General features: G+C 65.9%; 11 protein-coding genes. 4 read left to right on the top strand and 7 right to left on the bottom strand.

The features are described from left to right. The first annotated feature begins 164 nt into the window (after positions 1–164). The 4 genes from E8A74_RS54550 to E8A74_RS03395 all read left to right on the top strand — a co-directional run bounded on the left by E8A74_RS54550 (position 165) and on the right by E8A74_RS03395 (position 4423). Complete coding sequence (locus E8A74_RS54550) at positions 165–1370, top strand: choice-of-anchor L domain-containing protein (RefSeq protein ID WP_170228821.1); 1206 nt, start codon at positions 165–167, stop codon at positions 1368–1370. Positions 1371–1431: 61 nt separating this feature from the next. Next, positions 1432–2490, top strand: coding sequence for a beta-keto acid cleavage family enzyme (locus tag E8A74_RS03385; protein ID WP_136927439.1), 1059 nt, complete (start codon positions 1432–1434; stop codon positions 2488–2490). A gap of 23 nt (positions 2491–2513) precedes the next feature. After that, on the top strand, positions 2514–3494 hold the full coding sequence (locus E8A74_RS03390; protein ID WP_136927440.1) for a quinone oxidoreductase family protein: 981 nt from the start codon (positions 2514–2516) through the stop codon (positions 3492–3494). 80 nt (positions 3495–3574) lie between these two features. After that, the gene (locus E8A74_RS03395) at positions 3575–4423 is read left to right on the top strand and encodes a TauD/TfdA dioxygenase family protein (protein WP_211365274.1); all 849 of its coding nucleotides are present in this window, start codon (positions 3575–3577) and stop codon (positions 4421–4423) included. Between the two features lie 12 nt (positions 4424–4435). Here the strand turns inward: E8A74_RS03395 and E8A74_RS03400 are convergent, their stop codons facing one another. The 7 genes from E8A74_RS03400 to E8A74_RS03430 all read right to left on the bottom strand — a co-directional run bounded on the left by E8A74_RS03400 (position 4436) and on the right by E8A74_RS03430 (position 16000). Next, positions 4436–5062, bottom strand: coding sequence for a Uma2 family endonuclease (locus tag E8A74_RS03400; protein WP_232379351.1), 627 nt, complete (start codon positions 5060–5062; stop codon positions 4436–4438). Between the two features lie 108 nt (positions 5063–5170). Beyond that, the gene (locus tag E8A74_RS03405) at positions 5171–5884 is read right to left on the bottom strand and encodes a hypothetical protein (RefSeq protein ID WP_136927442.1); all 714 of its coding nucleotides are present in this window, start codon (positions 5882–5884) and stop codon (positions 5171–5173) included. A 1336-nt stretch (positions 5885–7220) separates the two neighbouring features. Further along, entirely contained in the window at positions 7221–7634 is a 414-nt protein-coding gene (locus E8A74_RS03410; RefSeq protein WP_232379362.1) for a DMP19 family protein, read from the bottom strand. Positions 7635–7710: 76 nt separating this feature from the next. Beyond that, positions 7711–8250 carry an imm11 family protein gene (locus tag E8A74_RS03415; protein WP_136927444.1) on the bottom strand — a complete coding sequence of 180 codons (540 nt, stop codon included), beginning with the start codon at positions 8248–8250 and terminating at the stop codon, positions 7711–7713. Positions 8251–8252: 2 nt separating this feature from the next. Next, entirely contained in the window at positions 8253–8852 is a 600-nt protein-coding gene (locus E8A74_RS03420) for an AHH domain-containing protein (protein WP_136927445.1), read from the bottom strand. Positions 8853–8885: 33 nt separating this feature from the next. After that, positions 8886–9425 carry an imm11 family protein gene (locus E8A74_RS03425; protein WP_136927446.1) on the bottom strand — a complete coding sequence of 180 codons (540 nt, stop codon included), beginning with the start codon at positions 9423–9425 and terminating at the stop codon, positions 8886–8888. Between the two features lie 2 nt (positions 9426–9427). After that, positions 9428–16000 carry an FG-GAP-like repeat-containing protein gene (locus tag E8A74_RS03430; protein WP_136927447.1) on the bottom strand — a complete coding sequence of 2191 codons (6573 nt, stop codon included), beginning with the start codon at positions 15998–16000 and terminating at the stop codon, positions 9428–9430. Positions 16001–16089: the final 89 nt, after the last annotated feature.

Consider the following 16089-nt stretch of genomic DNA (forward strand, 5'->3'; position numbering starts at 1 on the left):
TTTGCGCATCGTACGATCGAAGCTTCGGAAATGTCCAGGAACGGATCGGATCGGCTCCGGACGCCTCGCGCAACGGGAGCGAAAAATTCGTGCTCCGATTCCAGCACCACGGCGGTTATCGCAGCATCGGATGGCGGCGATCGATGATGATCCGGAGTACATGCATGAGACCTGTCCTCGTTCTATCTGCTGCGATGTCCGTCGTGGTCTACGGTTCGAGCGCCGCTGCCCAGCTTGCCATCCAGACGACCAACGATCCCGACGCCCTCGCCACGGCGCTCCTGAGCAGCACGAGCGCGATCACCATCACGTCCGTCGTCTATAGCGGCGCGGCCGCTGCGGCGGGGACCTACACGGAGGGTCCGCAAGGCATTGCGGACGGCGCCCTCTTCACGACGGGCAGCGCCGAGTCCGCGCTTCCCCCGAGCGACAGCCCGAGCACGAGCACGAACAACAACCTTGGCGGCGATGCGCTCTGCAACGCGCTGATCCCGGGCTTCACGAGCTTCGACGCGACCAAGCTCACGATCACGTTCGACCTCGCGCCGAACTTCGACGGCATTTCGTTCCAATCGATCTTCGGCTCCGAGGAGTACCCGGAGTTCGTCGGATCGAACTTCAACGATGTGTATGGCGTGTACCTCAACGGCACGCAGATCGCCTTCGACGCCAGCGGTGACCCCATCACGATCAACGGCCCGTTCTTCTCGTCGGGGGCCGTCATCGTCGAGCCCGCGACCGGGACCGAATACGACGGCTCGACGGAGCTCCTGACGACCCAAGCCCCGCTCGCCGGCGGCTCCACGGGCAACGTGCTCGAGATCGTCATCTGCGACGCGGGTGATCAGATCCTCGACAGCGGCGTCTTCCTCGCTGGCCTGAACGGCTGCGTCGGGGACAACTGCACCGGCACGGTGCCCTGTGACCTCATCGACAACGACGGGGACGGCGCGAACTCGTGCGTCGATTGCGACGACGCGAACCCTGCCGTACATCCGGGCGCCGCGGAGACGTGCAATGAGGTCGACGACGATTGCGACGGCGAGGTCGACGAGGGCGACGTGTGCTGTCCGGACCCCGACGCCGACGGCGTATGCGGCGCCGCGGACCAATGCCCCGACACCGTCTTGCCCGAATCGGTCCCGACGGTGAAGCTCGGGGTCAACCGGTGGGCCGATACGGACGGCGACGGCGTGTTCGACACGACGTCACCGAGCGGCGTCGGCCCCGGGAGGTCGTACTCGATCGTGGACACGGGCGGCTGTAGCTGCGCGCAGATCATCGAGGCGCTCAGCCTCGGCGAGGGACACAAGAAATTCGGCTGTAGCATCAGCGCGATGGATACGTGGGTGGCCCTGGTGCACGACTGACGGGCGACGTGAGGGGATCGCCGCGCTTGCGCTCGAAACGGCCGGGAACCACGAAGGTCCCATGGACTTCCTCGACGACTCTCTGTTCCCGGAGACCCAGGACAAGCTCGTCATCACGGTCGCGCCGTACGGGCCGGAGTGGGAGCCGGCCGATTTCCCGCAAGACATCGCGGTGACGATGGAAGAGCAGATTCAGAAAGCGGTGGATTGTTCCAACGCCGGCGCCACGGTGCTGCACGTGCACGCGCGCGAGGCGGACGGCAAGGGCTCCAAGCGCCTGTCCCGGTTCAACGAGCTGCTCGCGGGGCTGCGCGACGCCGTGCCCGACATGATCCTGCAGGTCGGCGGCTCGATCTCCTTCTCCCCGGAGAGCGAAGGGGAGAAGGCGAAATGGCTGAGCGACGACACGCGCCACATGCTGGCCGAGCTCTCGCCGAAGCCCGACCAGGTGACGATCGCGATCAACACGAGCCAGATGAACATCGTCGAGCTGATGACCGAGGACGACTATGCCGGCAGCTCGTTCGCGCGGCCCGACGTGTACAACGCCTACCGCGAAATGACCGTGCCGGCCGGCCCGGCCTGGGTCGAGGAGCACCTCCGGCGGCTCTCGGCCGCCGGCATCCAGACCCATTTTCAGCTCGCCAGCGTCCCCCAGCTCGAAACGGTGGAGCGCCTGATCCGCCACGGCGCCTATGCGGGGCCGCTCAACCTCACCTGGGTCGCCATCGGCGGCGGATTCGACGGGCCGAACCCGTGCAACATGATGGAGTTCATCCGCCGCGTGCCGAACGGCGCCTGCCTGACGCTGGAGAGCGTCATGCGGAACGTGCTCCCCATCAATACGATGGCCATCGCGATGGGGCTGCACACCCGCTGCGGCATCGAGGACACGCTCTGGGGGCGCAAGGGGCAGCGCATGACCTCCGTGCAGCAAATCGAGCAGCTCGTCCGCATCGCGCGCGAGCTCGGCCGCGACGTGGCGGACGGCAAGGAGGCCCGCCGCATCTACAAGATCGGCACATTTTACAAGGACGCCGACGAGACCCTGTCGAAGCTCGGGTATACGCCCAATCGCAAGGCGGGCGAGCGCGGGGTCCCGCGGCGCATGGCGGCCTAGCGTAGGCGAAGGGGGGCATTTCCATGGCACACGCGGTCCGATTTCACGAGACCGGCGGACCGGACGTCCTGCGCTGGGAGGAGGTCGCCGTCGGCAGCCCGGGTCCGGGCGAGGCCCGGGTCCGGCACGCCGCCGTCGGGCTCAACTTTGCCGACACTTACTTTCGCACGGGGCTTTATCCCGTACCGCTCCCGAGCGGCATTGGCGTGGAGGCCGCCGGCGTGGTGGAGGCGGTCGGGGAAGGCGTCACGAACGTCGCGCCGGGCGACCGCGTGACGTACACCGGCTTTCGGGACACGCTCGGCGCCTACAGCACCGAGCGGACGCTGCCAGCGGCGCCGCTGATTCGATTGCCCGAGGGCATTCGCTACGAGACCGCCGCGGCCATGACCATGCGGGGCCTCACGGCGGCCTACCTGATGCGCCGCATCTGGCCCTTGAAGGCCGGCGACGTCATCCTGCTCCACGCGGCGGCGGGCGGCGTGGGCCTGATCGTGTCGCAATGGGCGAAGCTCCTCGGCCTCACGGTGATCGGCACGGTGTCGACCGAGGCAAAGGCGGAGATCGCTCGCGCGCACGGCTGCGACCACATCGTCCATTACGGCCGCGAGGACGTGGCCCGGCGGGTGCGCGATTTGACGGGCGGAGCAGGCGTCTCGGTCGTGTACGACAGCGTCGGGAAAGACACGTTCGCCGGCTCGCTCGATTCCCTGAAGCGGCGCGGGTTGCTCGTCTGCGTGGGCACGAGTTCGGGCCCGGTGCCGCCGCTCGACGTGGCGAAGCTCGCGGTCAAAGGGTCCGTCTTCGTCACGCGTCCGGCGCTCGCCGATTACATCGCTGATCCCGCGGAGAAGGCCGAGCTCGCCGGAGAGCTGTTCGACCACGTCGCCTCGGGGCGAATCCGGATCGAAATCCACCAGCGCTACCGGCTGGAGGACGCGGCGCAGGCGCACCGTGATCTCGAATCACGCAAGACGACGGGCTCGTCGATCTTCCTCACCTGACCCACCCCCCAGGAGACGCCGCCATGACGAGCGCAGCACGAAGCCGATCGACGATCCCCCGCCATGCGACGCAAGGCTCCATGAAGGTCTCGCCGTTGACCTGCACGATTGGCGCCGAACTCGAACACGTGAGCCTGGCCGACGCCGCGCGCGACGATGGGCTCTTTACCGAGATCCGCACGCTGCTCTTGAAACACCGCGTGCTCTTCCTGCGCGATCAGGACATCACGCGCGCCGACCACGTCGCCTTCGCGAGGCGCTTCGGCGCGCTCGAAGACCACCCCGTCGCCACCAGCGATCCCGACCATCCGGGGCTGGTCCGCATTTACAAGGACCTGAACAGTCCGCCGGAGCATTACGAGAACGCCTATCACTGCGACACGACGTTTCGCGAAGCGCCGCCGATGGGCTGCGTCCTGCGTTGCGTCGAGACGCCGGCCGTCGGCGGTGACACGATCTGGGTCAACATGGTCGAGGCCTATCGCCGCCTGCCCGAGCCCATCCAGCGGCAAATCGCCAATCTGCGCGCCAGGCACAGCATCGAGGCGACCTTCGGCGCCGCCATGCCCATGGAGAAACGCCAAGCGCTCGCAGCTCGTTATCCCGACGCGGAGCACCCGGTGGTGCGTACCCACCCGGAGACCGGCGAAAAGGTCTTGTTCGTCAATGCGTTCACCACGCACTTCGTCAACTTCCACACGCCGGACAACGTGCGCTTCGGCCAGGACTTCGCGCCCGGCGCGAGCCACCTGCTGAGTTATCTCATCAGCCAGGCGCAGATCCCCGAGTATCAGGTGCGGTTTCGGTGGAAGAAGAACAGCGTGGCGATCTGGGACAATCGCTGCACGCAGCATTATGCGGTGCAGGATTATTGGCCGGCGGTGCGGAGGATGGAGCGGGCGACGATCGTCGGTGATCGGCCGCGCTGAAGGGGCTCTGGATCAGGTTTTCTCCGGCGCCTCGACCTCGCCCTCGGCCCGCACCTCGGCGACCTCGGCCCAGAGGGCGTCGAGGTCGATCACGAGCCCGGCGCATCCCGGAACCGAGTCAATCGGCCCGTCGGTCGACGTGACCTTGTGGATGTACTCGCTCTCCGGTCCGAGTTCGAGGATCTCGAACGATTGCAGCGCCGGATCGACGATCCAGTACCATTTCACGCCGAACGCAGCGTACTCCCTCAATTTCTCCACGCGGTCGCGCCGGGCATCCCGGGGCGTCGCCGAGACGACCTCGACGGCAATGCTCGGAGGCACGCGGATCGGCCCCTCCGCAGGCGGACGGCGTGATCCGGCGAGGTACACCGTGAGGTCCGGCATGCGCCCCCGCGTGGCCGACACCGCAAACTTCCCCGCGGACCCAGCGACGCGCGCTCCATGCGCGAGCGCCCAGGACCGAAGCAGGTGTGCGAGCCAAACGACGACGACCTCGTGGACGTACCCGGCCATCTCTTCCTCGACGAGCGCGCCATCGACGAGCTCCCCCGGCTCGTCCTCGGGGAGCGCAGCCCACTCCTCGATCGTCATGCGCCGGGGGGACGCACGGTCGGCGTCATGCGCGACGAAGCTCATGGGGGAAAGTTTACCGAACCTGGATGGGTGTGTCGAGGCGAGGGGGACGCAGACGGGGAGGAGGGCGCGCGACTGTACGAGACGGGTCGCGCGCCTCTCCGATGGAGATCAGGCGTCGGCGGGCGGGAGCGGATGCGAGGGGAGCGGTTCTTCCACCCCGCCGCTCTCGCTCACGGAGGTGGCGGCGTCAGCCGCCGCCGGGGCCGGGAACATGACGTCCTGGGTCACGCGATCCCGCGGGAATGCCGTACGGACCTGGCCCATGATCCGATCGACGGTATCGTGGTGCGCGTCGCGAAGCGCGACCTCGAGCTTAAAGGCTTCGTCGTGCGCCGCGAGGGCGACCAGGTGTGCGGCGACGGTGGCCTCGAAGCTCGCGAGCGCGGCTTTCAGCTTCGGGAGCCACGCGGCCCGATACCCTTCGATGTTGGCGACCTTCGAATTCTCCAGCCGCTCGACGAGCTCCCGCACTGGCTTGATCTGGCTTTTGCCTACGGGGGTGAGGATGGGCTTCAAGCCTTTCGGATAGACGCTCGCGCAGATCCGCCCGCGCCTGCCGCCGTCCTCCATTTCCGCGGCGCGAAGGGCCAGCCGAACGATGCGCTCGACGCTGTACTCGCCAAAGCGGAGCGCGGCACGAGTCTGGACGACGGGGACATGGAGGTCCCGGCGCTTGTCGTGCTGGGCTGCAAGGGAGTCATTGGCAGCCTGGATGTCGGCGGTGGCGGAGGCCATCTCGGGGAAGCAGGCGAGGCCGGCGGCGAGCTCGACGCCATACTCGAAACGGACGGTCGACGAGGCATTGCTGCGATACTTGCGCATGAGGTCATCCCTGGGCCCAAGGCCCGGTCTGGTTGGTTCCGAAGCCCCTGCCGAGCCACACGCATCGGCGGGTCCCCGTTAAACGGAGACGGGAAAAAACCATTCGATGCAGAGCAGCAGTTCGACGTCGGAGCGACGCGAGAGCGTCGGCGCAGGGCGAGGGGCGCGCGTCACGGTTGTCCGTGTGGCTCGGTCGCCGGGCGCACGGCGCGCGGGGTCGTTGCACGAAGGGCTCGGCGCGAGATGAGGGGCACGCGTCGACGAGACACGAACAGGTCGGCGCCGAGATCGAACGCGCACGTCGATGCGACACGAATAGGTCGGCACGAGGAGAGGCGCGCGCGTCTTCGTGGCGCGGAGCCGTCGGCGCGGAGCCGAGGGGCACGCGTCGACGAGACGCACGAGGGTCACCGCGTGGCGAGGGGGAAGGAGGCGGGGGACGGTGTACGTCGGCCGGAGCGACGAGATACTCGTGAGAAGAACCGCAAGGAAACGCCTTTCGGCATCACAGCTGAGAGCGAGAGAGCTGTTCAGCCTGCAACGAAACTGAACATGTGCTCAACGCCACCAATGGCATCTGACAAGGTCTTGGGGCGCCAATCTTGTGGCCCCAACAACACATTCTCCGTTCCAAGCGCTCGGGAACCCAACTTCCAATGTCAGCGAAACACGTAAGCGGGTTCGATCTCGTGTTGACAACAACGATCGCCGTACGTAGATCGCCACGGTCTACAACGGAAGACAGCAACTAACCTCAACATCATCGAAAGATCAACCCGCCATGGCAAGCGCACCTTCGTCTAGCAGTCCTCCCGTCTATCTCGTCGCGCCATCTTCTTCCTCGGGGCAGCGTAGCACTCAGCTCGTCGAGCCGGGAACCCCCCACCGCCGCGTGGGCGTGTGGGAGCGGCTCTGCTGGATTTTGCTGGCGCCGCTCCTGGGGCGCGCACCAGCGCACGTGGCTTTGCAAGTCGTCGCCTTCGTAATCCTCGCTGGGCTCGGGGTCACGTTGCTCATCCGCCTGGCGGAGCTGATCGCACAGGCTGGGCGCGCCTGTGGCCTGCCTGGCGGCATCTCCTTTGGGATGGAGCACGTCCTCACGGTCGTGTACGATGGCACGCACACATTTCCAGCCCACGGAGCCTGCACGTGACCCCGTCCGCACCATCCTCGCCGCCCGCCGACCGCGTCGACATCGTCTTCCCGCTCGCAGGCACGCTGGTGCCACGCGATCACGGATACGCACTCTTCGGCGCCCTCGCGCGCGTCCGACGACGGACCGCCTCTCCTCGCAAGGAGCGTCGGCGCCCAGCTTGGAGAGCCCGCCCCCGCAACTTCACGTACGCAACACGATTTTGTGCCTGTTTCTCTTGATGAAATCAAGCAGGCGCCCCGCGACATCACCCGCGATTTCGAAGTACCGGCTGTCGTACTCCCCTAATTTTGCCTCACGTTCTTCGTCCTGCACTGCCATCACGCCATCGATGGCCTCAACCGTGATCGTTCCCTCAATGCCTAGGCTCTTCATTGCCTGCCTGGTCAAGGCGGCGATCTCGGTACATCCCAGATCGTTGAGAGCCTCGACGAGGAACGGGGCATACTCCTTGGAGGAGTTGACAAAAAACTGACTGAATCCACCATTGTTCACTTCGCGCTCGAACGCCTCAATCGCAAGGATGGTCCGCTCTTCCCGAGTCAGATTTTTATCGCCGACACGCGCCGCTTTCTGATCCAACGCCTGCTCGAACACGAGGACCAAGGAATCCGTTCTGTACTCCCCCTCGAGGGCCAAGAGCTCGTCCGTCGATTGTCCAGAATACACAGCGTCACCCCGACCAGACCACGTTGAAGTCCAGGCCGCGGAGGCCGGCCGCCTTGACCCGCTCGACGAATCGTTCGCTCACGTAGGTGGAGCTCCCACGATGCGGCAGACGAAACAGGTCGATGCCTTCGATCGCGGACGCGAAGAACGCAGGCTTTTTGATCCACATGATCCTGTCCGTGCCAGGAATCCTCCTCAGCGTCGAGTTGGCCTCGTCCAGGGCGTCGATCACGCGTGCATTGAGCACGTACAGCTCGACGCCGTCGTCGGTGGACAGCGGGAGGACCTCGCCGTTCGCTTCGAGGATGTCGCGCAGCGCATCGACGGCGGTGCGTCGCATGACAAGGGCATCAGAACCGAGCCATGGGAAGTCTGAAGGCTTGAACCCTTGGCGCTTATCCGCCCGGACACGACGGACCCTGATCGGCTTCCACGTCGCGGCGCGAGGCGTCCCGTCGAACTGAAGAAAGACCTCGGTGTCCTCGCTGTGGATCGTATTCACCCACTCATAATTCGTCGCTACCAACGGCTCATAGATCACCATGTTCAGAAACCTCCGGAGAGAAGAATGTTGCGAATATCTTGGAGGATTGCCTCGGCTTCCGCCTGGGTTTTCGCCGTGTCGAGCATCTGGTTCACCGTCTGGTAGTAGGTATTCGTGTGCAGTGTCGAGTGGACCGCGGCTCCCGTCGGGTTCGGCGCAGCGCGCGTTGCAGGTAGGAAGACCCCGTTCGCCGCGTCGTCCATGCCAATCCCGAACTTTGCCAAGATATCTCGCGCTCTCTGTGCCGCGGGAGCATTGCCCGCCACGATATGATGCACCGCAGCGCCCGGAGGCCGAGCATGCCCGGCCTTTTCGAGCGCCCGTCCGAGCGCGTCCGACGACGGACCGCCTCTCCTCGCAAGGAGCGTCGGCGCCCAGCTTGGAGAGCCCGACCCCTCCGACCAAGCCTGCCCAAACCCATCAATCCCCACCCCCACCGCCGCATACCCATTCACGAGCATCCCGGCCGACGCCACCGCGATCGGCACCCCCACGATCGCGCCCCCGCCCGTGGTGCTCATCCCACCGCCCACGAACGACCCGCCCACGCCGAGCGCCATCTGCACGAGCCCGATGCCAATCTCGCCGATCGCCTTGCCCATCTTTAGCGGCGGTGGGTGGGATGGAGCCGCGCGTCACCCCGACCAGACCTCGTTGAAGTCCAGGCCGCGGAGGCCGGCCGCCTTGACCCGCTCGACGAATCGTTCGCTCACGTAGGTGGAGCTCCCACGATGCGGCAGACGAAACAGGTCGACGCCTTCGATCGCGGACGCGAAGAACGCAGGCTTTTTGATCCACATGATCCTGTCCGTGCCAGGGATCCTCCTCAGCGTCGAGTTGGCCTCGTCCAGGGCGTCGATCACGCGTGCATTGAGCACGTACAGTTCGACGCCGTCGTCGGTGGACAGCGGGAGCACCTCGCCGTTCGCTTCGAGGATGTCGCGCAGCGCATCGACGGCGGTGCGTCGCATGACGAGGGGACCAAAACCGAGCGACGGGAAGTCCGAGGGCTTGAACCCTTGACGCTTGTCCGCGCGGACACGACGGACCGCGATTGGCTTCCACGTCGCGGCGCGAGGCGACCCGTCGAACTCCCTGAAGACCTCGTATTCCTCGCTGTGGATCGCATTCACACACTCGTAATGTTCCGCGGGAATCGGCTCATAGATCACCATGCTCAGAAACCTCCGGAGAGAAGGATGTTGCGAATGTCTTGGAGGATGGCCTCCGCTTCCGCCCGGGTTTTCGCCGTCCCGAGAAAATCGTTCACCCTTTTGTAGTAAGCGTTCGTGTGCAGCGTCGAGTGGACCGCGGCTCCCGTCGGGTTCAGCGCAGCACCCGTTGCAGGCAGAAAGGCGCCGTTCACCGCGTCATCGATGCCGATACCGAACCGTTCGAGCACGTCCCGCGCCGGCTCGGCCAATTTTGCTTCACGAGCCACGATATGATGCACCGCAGCGCCCGGAGGCCGAGCATGCCCGGCCTTTTCGAGCGCCCGTCCGAGCGCGTCCGACGACGGACCGCCTCTCCTCGCAAGGAGCGTCGGCGCCCAGCTTGGAGAGCCCGCCCCCTCCGACCAAGCCTGCCAAAACCCACCCCACCCCACCCCCACCGCCGCATACCCATTCACGAGCATCCCGGCCGACGCCACCGCGATCGGCACCCCGACGATCGCGCCCCCGCCCGTGGTGCTCATCCCACCACCCAGGAACGACCCGCCCACGCCAAGCGCCATCTGCACGAGCCCGATGCCAATCTCGCCGATCGCCTTCCCGAGTCGCGCCTGCGGCGTCCCCTTCGCCAATGTCCCCGAATCGATCGCGATCTGCGCCCCGATACTCCCGCCGGGCACCACGCCGATCATCGCCCCCGACACGACGCCGCCGCCATACTGCACCGCGGGCAATTCCTTGAAGCTCATCTCCGGCTCGGCCGCATCCGGCAACGACGCCGCCGGTGGGCTCGGCAGATGCGCGCGGAACGCCGCCACGATACCGGTTTGCGCCTCCGGGTCCTTCGGTATCCGCGGCGGACCGATGACAATGACGTTGATGACGCCATCCGGCCCGGTCAATACGGGCTGCCCCGCTTGGCCGAGCAAGATCGCCTGATACCCGCTCGGATCCACGTATGCGAGCGGATTGTTGAACGTATACGAATATGGATTCCAAGCCTGCCCGGACAGGACATCCGCCACGATGGGATCTGTCTGCAGAAACCGCCCGATCCTCGGGTCGTAGATACGCCCCTTCGCATTGACGAGCCCGACCTCCTCGTCTTGCTCGTGCCAGGTGAACCCACGCCGCATCCCCGTGCTCGCAGTCGCCCCGGCACTCCCACCCCACGCGGGATCCCGCGGCGCCCCGAACGCGTCGAAGCTCCGCCGATCCACCTCCGCGCCGGCCTCGTCCGTGATCACGTCGACCGAGCCGAGGTGGTCCACGTGCACATAACGCCGCGTCTCGTTCTCGCCGCGCCGCTCGAAGACCGCGACCATCCGCTCGCCATTGCTCACGAAGTACCGGTCGACGACCCCCTCGGGGCGCGTCTCCTGCTCGAAGAGATCCCCGAAATAGATCGTCTCCCGCTCCCCACGCCGGCCGAGCACCCGCGCCCCATGGCCGTCGTATTCGAACGTGGTGGCGGGGCCACCAGCCGTTGGCACGTACGATCGCGGCAGGTCGAAGTCCGTATACGTGATGGTCACGTCCGGCCGCGTGATCTGATTGCCCACGGCGTCGTTTGCGAACGCCGCGCTCCCCGCGAGCTGCACCGCGTGCGGATGCGCGGGATCGTACGTGTATGTCCCGACGTCCGATTTGAACGTGATATCGCCGGCCGCGTCATACTCGATCACCGTATCGCACGGCCCACTCCATTCGAGGCACGAGAGCGGGGATTCGCAGTCCTCCACCCGGCTGCACGTGAGCCGATCGAGCTCGTCGTGCTGGAACCGCTCGATCTTCTGCTGTCGCTTGTCCTCCCTCGAATCGACGTTCAGCCGCACATTGTGCCGATATACGAGTCCCTGAAGCATGTTCGTGCCGTGGTGCGTGAAGATGCTCTCCACGGCGCCGCTCTGCGGTGAAACATCACGCTCTGTGAGCGCCCCGTTCCCGAACGTCTCCATGACGGTGCGTCCCGCGCCGTCGATCATGTCGAGCTGCCAGATGAGATCCCGCGTGACCCCCTGGCGAACCGCCGTCAGCGTGCCTGTCGTGTCGTACTCGTGGTAGACGCTGAAATCACTCTCGTCCGGATACGTGATCCCCGAGAGTCGACCGAACGTGTCATAACTACGCCACGCCGTGAACGCGCGTGTATCCGCCAGCCGGAGCGTCGTATACCACGGCCGCGAGAGCGAATCGTACTTGTATTCGACCCGGTGCCCGTCCGCGCCGATCACACGCGATGGGAAGCCGACGCCATGGTCCGCCATGTCGAACTCGTACGTCGAGATCCCGCCGCCCTGCTCGCGGCGCGTGAGCCGACCGAGCACATCGTGCTCGAACTTGTAATGCCGCCCCAGCGCGTCGACGAGATCCGTGACCTGATCGAAGCCATCAAAAACGGACGTCGTCTTGCCCCGGTCTGGATCCGTCTCCTCGATACCTCGGCCATAATCGTCGTGTACCGTCTCCCGGGACGTCCCGTCGGGCAGCTCGACGCTGCGCACGAGCCCGAACGGCTCATAGATATACGTCGTCTCGCCACTCTTCGCGTCGACGACGGAGATCGGCCTCCCGATCGCGTCGAGTAGGGTCCTCTTCGTCAGGACGCCCCCATCGGGATTGCTCTCCTGCGTGAAGACCTGGTCGTGGTCGTACGTAAGATTCGAAATCGCGCCCCAGGGTGCCTTCGTGGAGATCACGCGCCCGGCGTTGTCGTACTCCCACGTCGTGCCGAGCCCGGCCGCCGGAGCGTCGCCCTCGATGTGCGGATTGCTCTCCCACACCCTTCGCCCGTGGAAATCGTACGACCTCTCCGCGACGATCCACTTCCCGACCCCGAACGCCGAGATCCCGGACATGAGCACATCCGGCCCCTTCGATCGCTGCCGCACCGGGCGCCCGAGCGAATCGAGCACCGTCTCCCGCGCGCCGTGCCCCGGCGTCGCCTCCTGCACGTGAAGCGCCCATTCATTCGCGAACGGCCCGCCATCCTTGACCCGCGCGAGGCTCCGCGTGCGGACGACCCCATCCGGCCTGTGCTCCTCGACGACGCGACCGAACCCGTCCACGCGCCATTTCGTGACGAGCGCGTTTGGATCGCGCATCGAGAGCTCCACGCCGAGGCCCGCGTCGAACACGTGATACGACGTGTGCCCTGCAGCATTCCGCGTCGCCCACGGGTACGTGCCCGAGGGCTCGTACGTCACGCATGCCTCCCGGTGATGCCCGAAGGCATCGTCCGCGAGCACGCTCGTGACGTTCCCGAAGTCATCGCGCAGAAAGTGTACCACGCGCCGCGCGGCGGGGTCGTTCGGCGCGCGCGTGCTCCGCCAAAGCGCGCCCCGGAGGTCGAACGCCTGCTCGATCTCCCGGCACCGGGTCTCGCCGAGCGCCGAGCTGCACGTCTTCTCCTTCTCGACGAGGCCGAGCAGCCACAGCGCGGGGTCATGGGTCACCGTGCGCGTCGTCTTGTTCAGGAGGTCGACGCCCTCGGTAAACGATCGCATCTCGAGCACGTTCCCGAACGTGTCGACGTCATCGACGACGGTCCACGTGCGCTCGAGGAGGTCCCCGTCCTGCTCGCGGCGCTTCTCCGTCCTCCGTGTCGTGACGAAATAGGTCGCGCCGCCGCTCGTCGGGATGACCTCCGGCTCCACGTAGGACGAACGCACTTCCTCCTTCGCGGCGGAGATCCGGGTCTCGGACTCGATCACCATTCCGGCGAACGGAAACGTTCGCCGCGCGGAATCGAACGTCACGTTGTCGAAGCGCTCGTGAACCTCGGTGCCCGTGTCGAGGTCACGCACGATACGCGTACCGAACCCGAGGAACCCGCGACCGTGCCGGTGCGCGCGGCCATCGCGATACTCGACCTCGAACCTTCGTGCCTCGTTCTGGCCATTGTTCAGCCGGTACGACGATACGACAGGGGCGCCACCCACGACGCAGGCACGCGGATAGATGCAATCGTTCTCCGGATCCGAGCGCGGCGCATAGGTAGCTTCACCTCGATCGACCAGATCACCATACGTGATCTCGAGATCCGGCAAGAACCCGGGATCGCTTGGGTCTTTAGGGTTCCGTCCCGTCGTGAGGGTCGTGAGCAGATCCCGCGGCGCCCGGTTCCGGTACGCGACCATCTGCGCGTCGTGGTACGGATACACGATGTCCGTGTCCTGGTCCCCGTCGAGATCGATTGTGCGGAGCAGGTATTGTGGGGCCACGGTGTCGCCGTATGGATTCTCGAACTGGATCGATGTGGCCGTGACCGTCGCGTTTTCCCCGAGCTTGCCGCTCTCGTACACCACGTAACACGTGTCATCTCCGCAGGATCCCGGCACCGGCAGGAACAGGTCGTCGCGGCCGTCACGATTGGAGTCGAAGACCCTCGCGTAAGGCGAGTACACGAACGCTTCAGAGCCGGCGGCCGGGAAGGGAGCGTAGACCGCACCGAAGAACTCGAATTCGTCGCGCCCGTGGTTTTCGTACACGAAGGGGATGATGTCCGTGCCGAGGTTGCCTACATGGAGGAGGTCCGGATAACCGTCGGCATTGATGTCGGGGAAGAGGACCCGGAGCGCTTCCCACTCCGCGTTCATGCTCGCGGCGTGCACCTTCGTGAGCGGATAGGCGACCATCTCCGCGACCGGGTCTTCCGACACTCCCACGCCGAGGGCATTGGCCATGGGAAGACCCGTCGACCGGCTCTCCCACGCGAGGGAAGGTACATCGAGCCGATGCACCCACCACTTCGCGTCCGTGTCGACCGTGACGAGCTCCGTCTGCCCGTCCGCGTCCCAGTCGACCGCCCCGAAGAACCGCTTCATCGTCCAGCAAGACACGCCATCGAGCGCCGGAATGGGGCGCTCTTTTTCCTCGAATCCGCCCGGTCTCCACAGGTGCGCGCGCCAGTGCGCGAGCGATGGCTTGCAGTCTTCGCCCGGGAGGCAATTGTCCTCCACGTAATTCACGCCGGCGTACCACGTCCGCTCGTCGTCACACCCCACGAAATCGAGCATGCCGTCGGCATCGAGATCCGCGAGTGTCCAGCCTGAAGCGCTCTCGGGCGTGAACTCCGATGCTCGGAAATGCGCCTGGCGCCTGATCTTCGTGGCGACGCGTTCGAAGTGGGGCGACGGCTCCGGCTTCGATACGAGGACGTGGTGGAAGTTCCAGCCTACGCCCGACGGTTGATCGATGAGGAGGTCGATGCGACCATCGCCATTGTAGTCGAGAGGAGAGATGAGCCACTGCCCGAGGAAGCCCGTCGGATAGGAAAGGTCCGCCCACTCCACGGGCACGCCCAGGTTCCCGCCGCCGACGTTCTCGTACACGAACCAGCGATTCCTTCCCGTCTCGGGGTGGGTGGTGGACGTGACGATGTCCGGGAGACCGTCTCCCGTCACGTCGGCGAGGGTCCAGCTATATTGAGGGTCTTCGTTCTTCGTGGGGACGTGGGGCCAGAGCGCGCTCGTCTCGAAGCCGCCTTGGGCCCCGCCGTCGCTCCAGCCGAACCGCGTGGCAGGCTTGCATTGCGCGAGGTCCCCCGCGGCGCATTCTTCGGCCTTCACGAGCAAGGAGCGGTCGGTGATGGGGTCCGGGTCGTAATCGAATTCATATGAGCGGACCTTCACCCCGTCGGCGAACATGTCGACGCCAGCGAGCTGCTTGTCCCGCGAGATGCGCTCCCCCTCGTGAAACATGGCGCCGCCGTCGTTGACGGTATAGCGGAATCGAACCTCGCGGCTGCCCTGCGTCTCGACGCCGTTCGCGCCGATGTGACCCGCGTACGTGATCCGGTCGGGGACTCGCTCGCGCGTGGCGCCGCTCTGCGCGTTCGCGTCCGTTGCGTAATGATACCGGATCGTATTGCCGAACCGATCCCGCTCCCGCTCGATGCTCCAGGCGCGCGTGATGCCGTGCCGCCAGACGACGCGCGCCGCATTGCTTTTACCGTACTCGACGACGCGACCGTCGCGCCGAAAGACGACGAAATAGATCGCATCGAAGCCATCCTTCGAGGGCGCGCCATACCCGTGGATCTTCGTCTGCGTATCGGGGAACGTGCGGTACTCGGCGAAATTGCCGACCGTGTCCTTCCCTTGGCCCACCTGCACCAGGCGCAATCCATCCAGGCAAACGTGGTCCGCGGTGTCGAGCCGGACGCCGCGGATCGCGCCGTCCTGCGCGAGGTTCGTGCTGCAGCGGTGGATCATCGAGAGCCCTCGGAGGGAAAACCCCTTGCCAAGGAGGCCGATGTCGACGCTGCTATCGTACGTGATCGAGAGGGCGGGCTCGATCCGCCCCGGGGGCACGATGAGCGGAATGGTATGGGTCGCCGAACCCGTGGCCGACACGGCGAACGATCCGTCGAGGGACAGGGCGCCTTGCGCAGGCGCCTTCTCGAGCGGGGTCATGGCCGGATATGCGTGGTGCCCGGCGTAGGTCGGACAAGCGAGGGCCGGCTCGGGGAGCTCCGACGGCTCCGCCGGCGGCGCGGGTGGCATGGGCTCGTCGCTCGCGCGCGCGAAGGGAAAAAGGACGAGCAGCAAGGAAAGGACCAGGACAGCCCAGCGCATGACGAAAACCTCCACGCACGATCCCCCCGTGCGTTGGGCGCTGTGCTTCGCCCAAGAGCTGCGGACCTGTCAACGGGACGTTCGTCGGG

It is taken from the genome of Polyangium fumosum, assembly GCF_005144585.1.
GTDB classification, from domain to species: Bacteria; Myxococcota_A; Polyangia; order Polyangiales; family Polyangiaceae; genus Polyangium; species Polyangium fumosum.

Coding starts and splice junctions, on each gene's coding strand:
- E8A74_RS03405 (WP_136927442.1), bottom strand. CDS start 5,884: ATGCGCAAGTATCGCAGCAATGCCTCGTCGACCGTCCGTTTCGAGTAT.
- E8A74_RS54550 (WP_170228821.1), top strand. CDS start 165: ATGAGACCTGTCCTCGTTCTATCTGCTGCGATGTCCGTCGTGGTCTAC.
- E8A74_RS03425 (WP_136927446.1), bottom strand. CDS start 9,425: ATGGTGATCTATGAGCCGATTCCCGCGGAACATTACGAGTGTGTGAAT.
- E8A74_RS03400 (WP_232379351.1), bottom strand. CDS start 5,062: ATGAGCTTCGTCGCGCATGACGCCGACCGTGCGTCCCCCCGGCGCATG.
- E8A74_RS03395 (WP_211365274.1), top strand. CDS start 3,575: ATGAAGGTCTCGCCGTTGACCTGCACGATTGGCGCCGAACTCGAACAC.
- E8A74_RS03390 (WP_136927440.1), top strand. CDS start 2,514: ATGGCACACGCGGTCCGATTTCACGAGACCGGCGGACCGGACGTCCTG.
- E8A74_RS03420 (WP_136927445.1), bottom strand. CDS start 8,852: ATGGGCAAGGCGATCGGCGAGATTGGCATCGGGCTCGTGCAGATGGCG.
- E8A74_RS03415 (WP_136927444.1), bottom strand. CDS start 8,250: ATGGTGATCTATGAGCCGTTGGTAGCGACGAATTATGAGTGGGTGAAT.
- E8A74_RS03430 (WP_136927447.1), bottom strand. CDS start 16,000: ATGCGCTGGGCTGTCCTGGTCCTTTCCTTGCTGCTCGTCCTTTTTCCC.
- E8A74_RS03385 (WP_136927439.1), top strand. CDS start 1,432: ATGGACTTCCTCGACGACTCTCTGTTCCCGGAGACCCAGGACAAGCTC.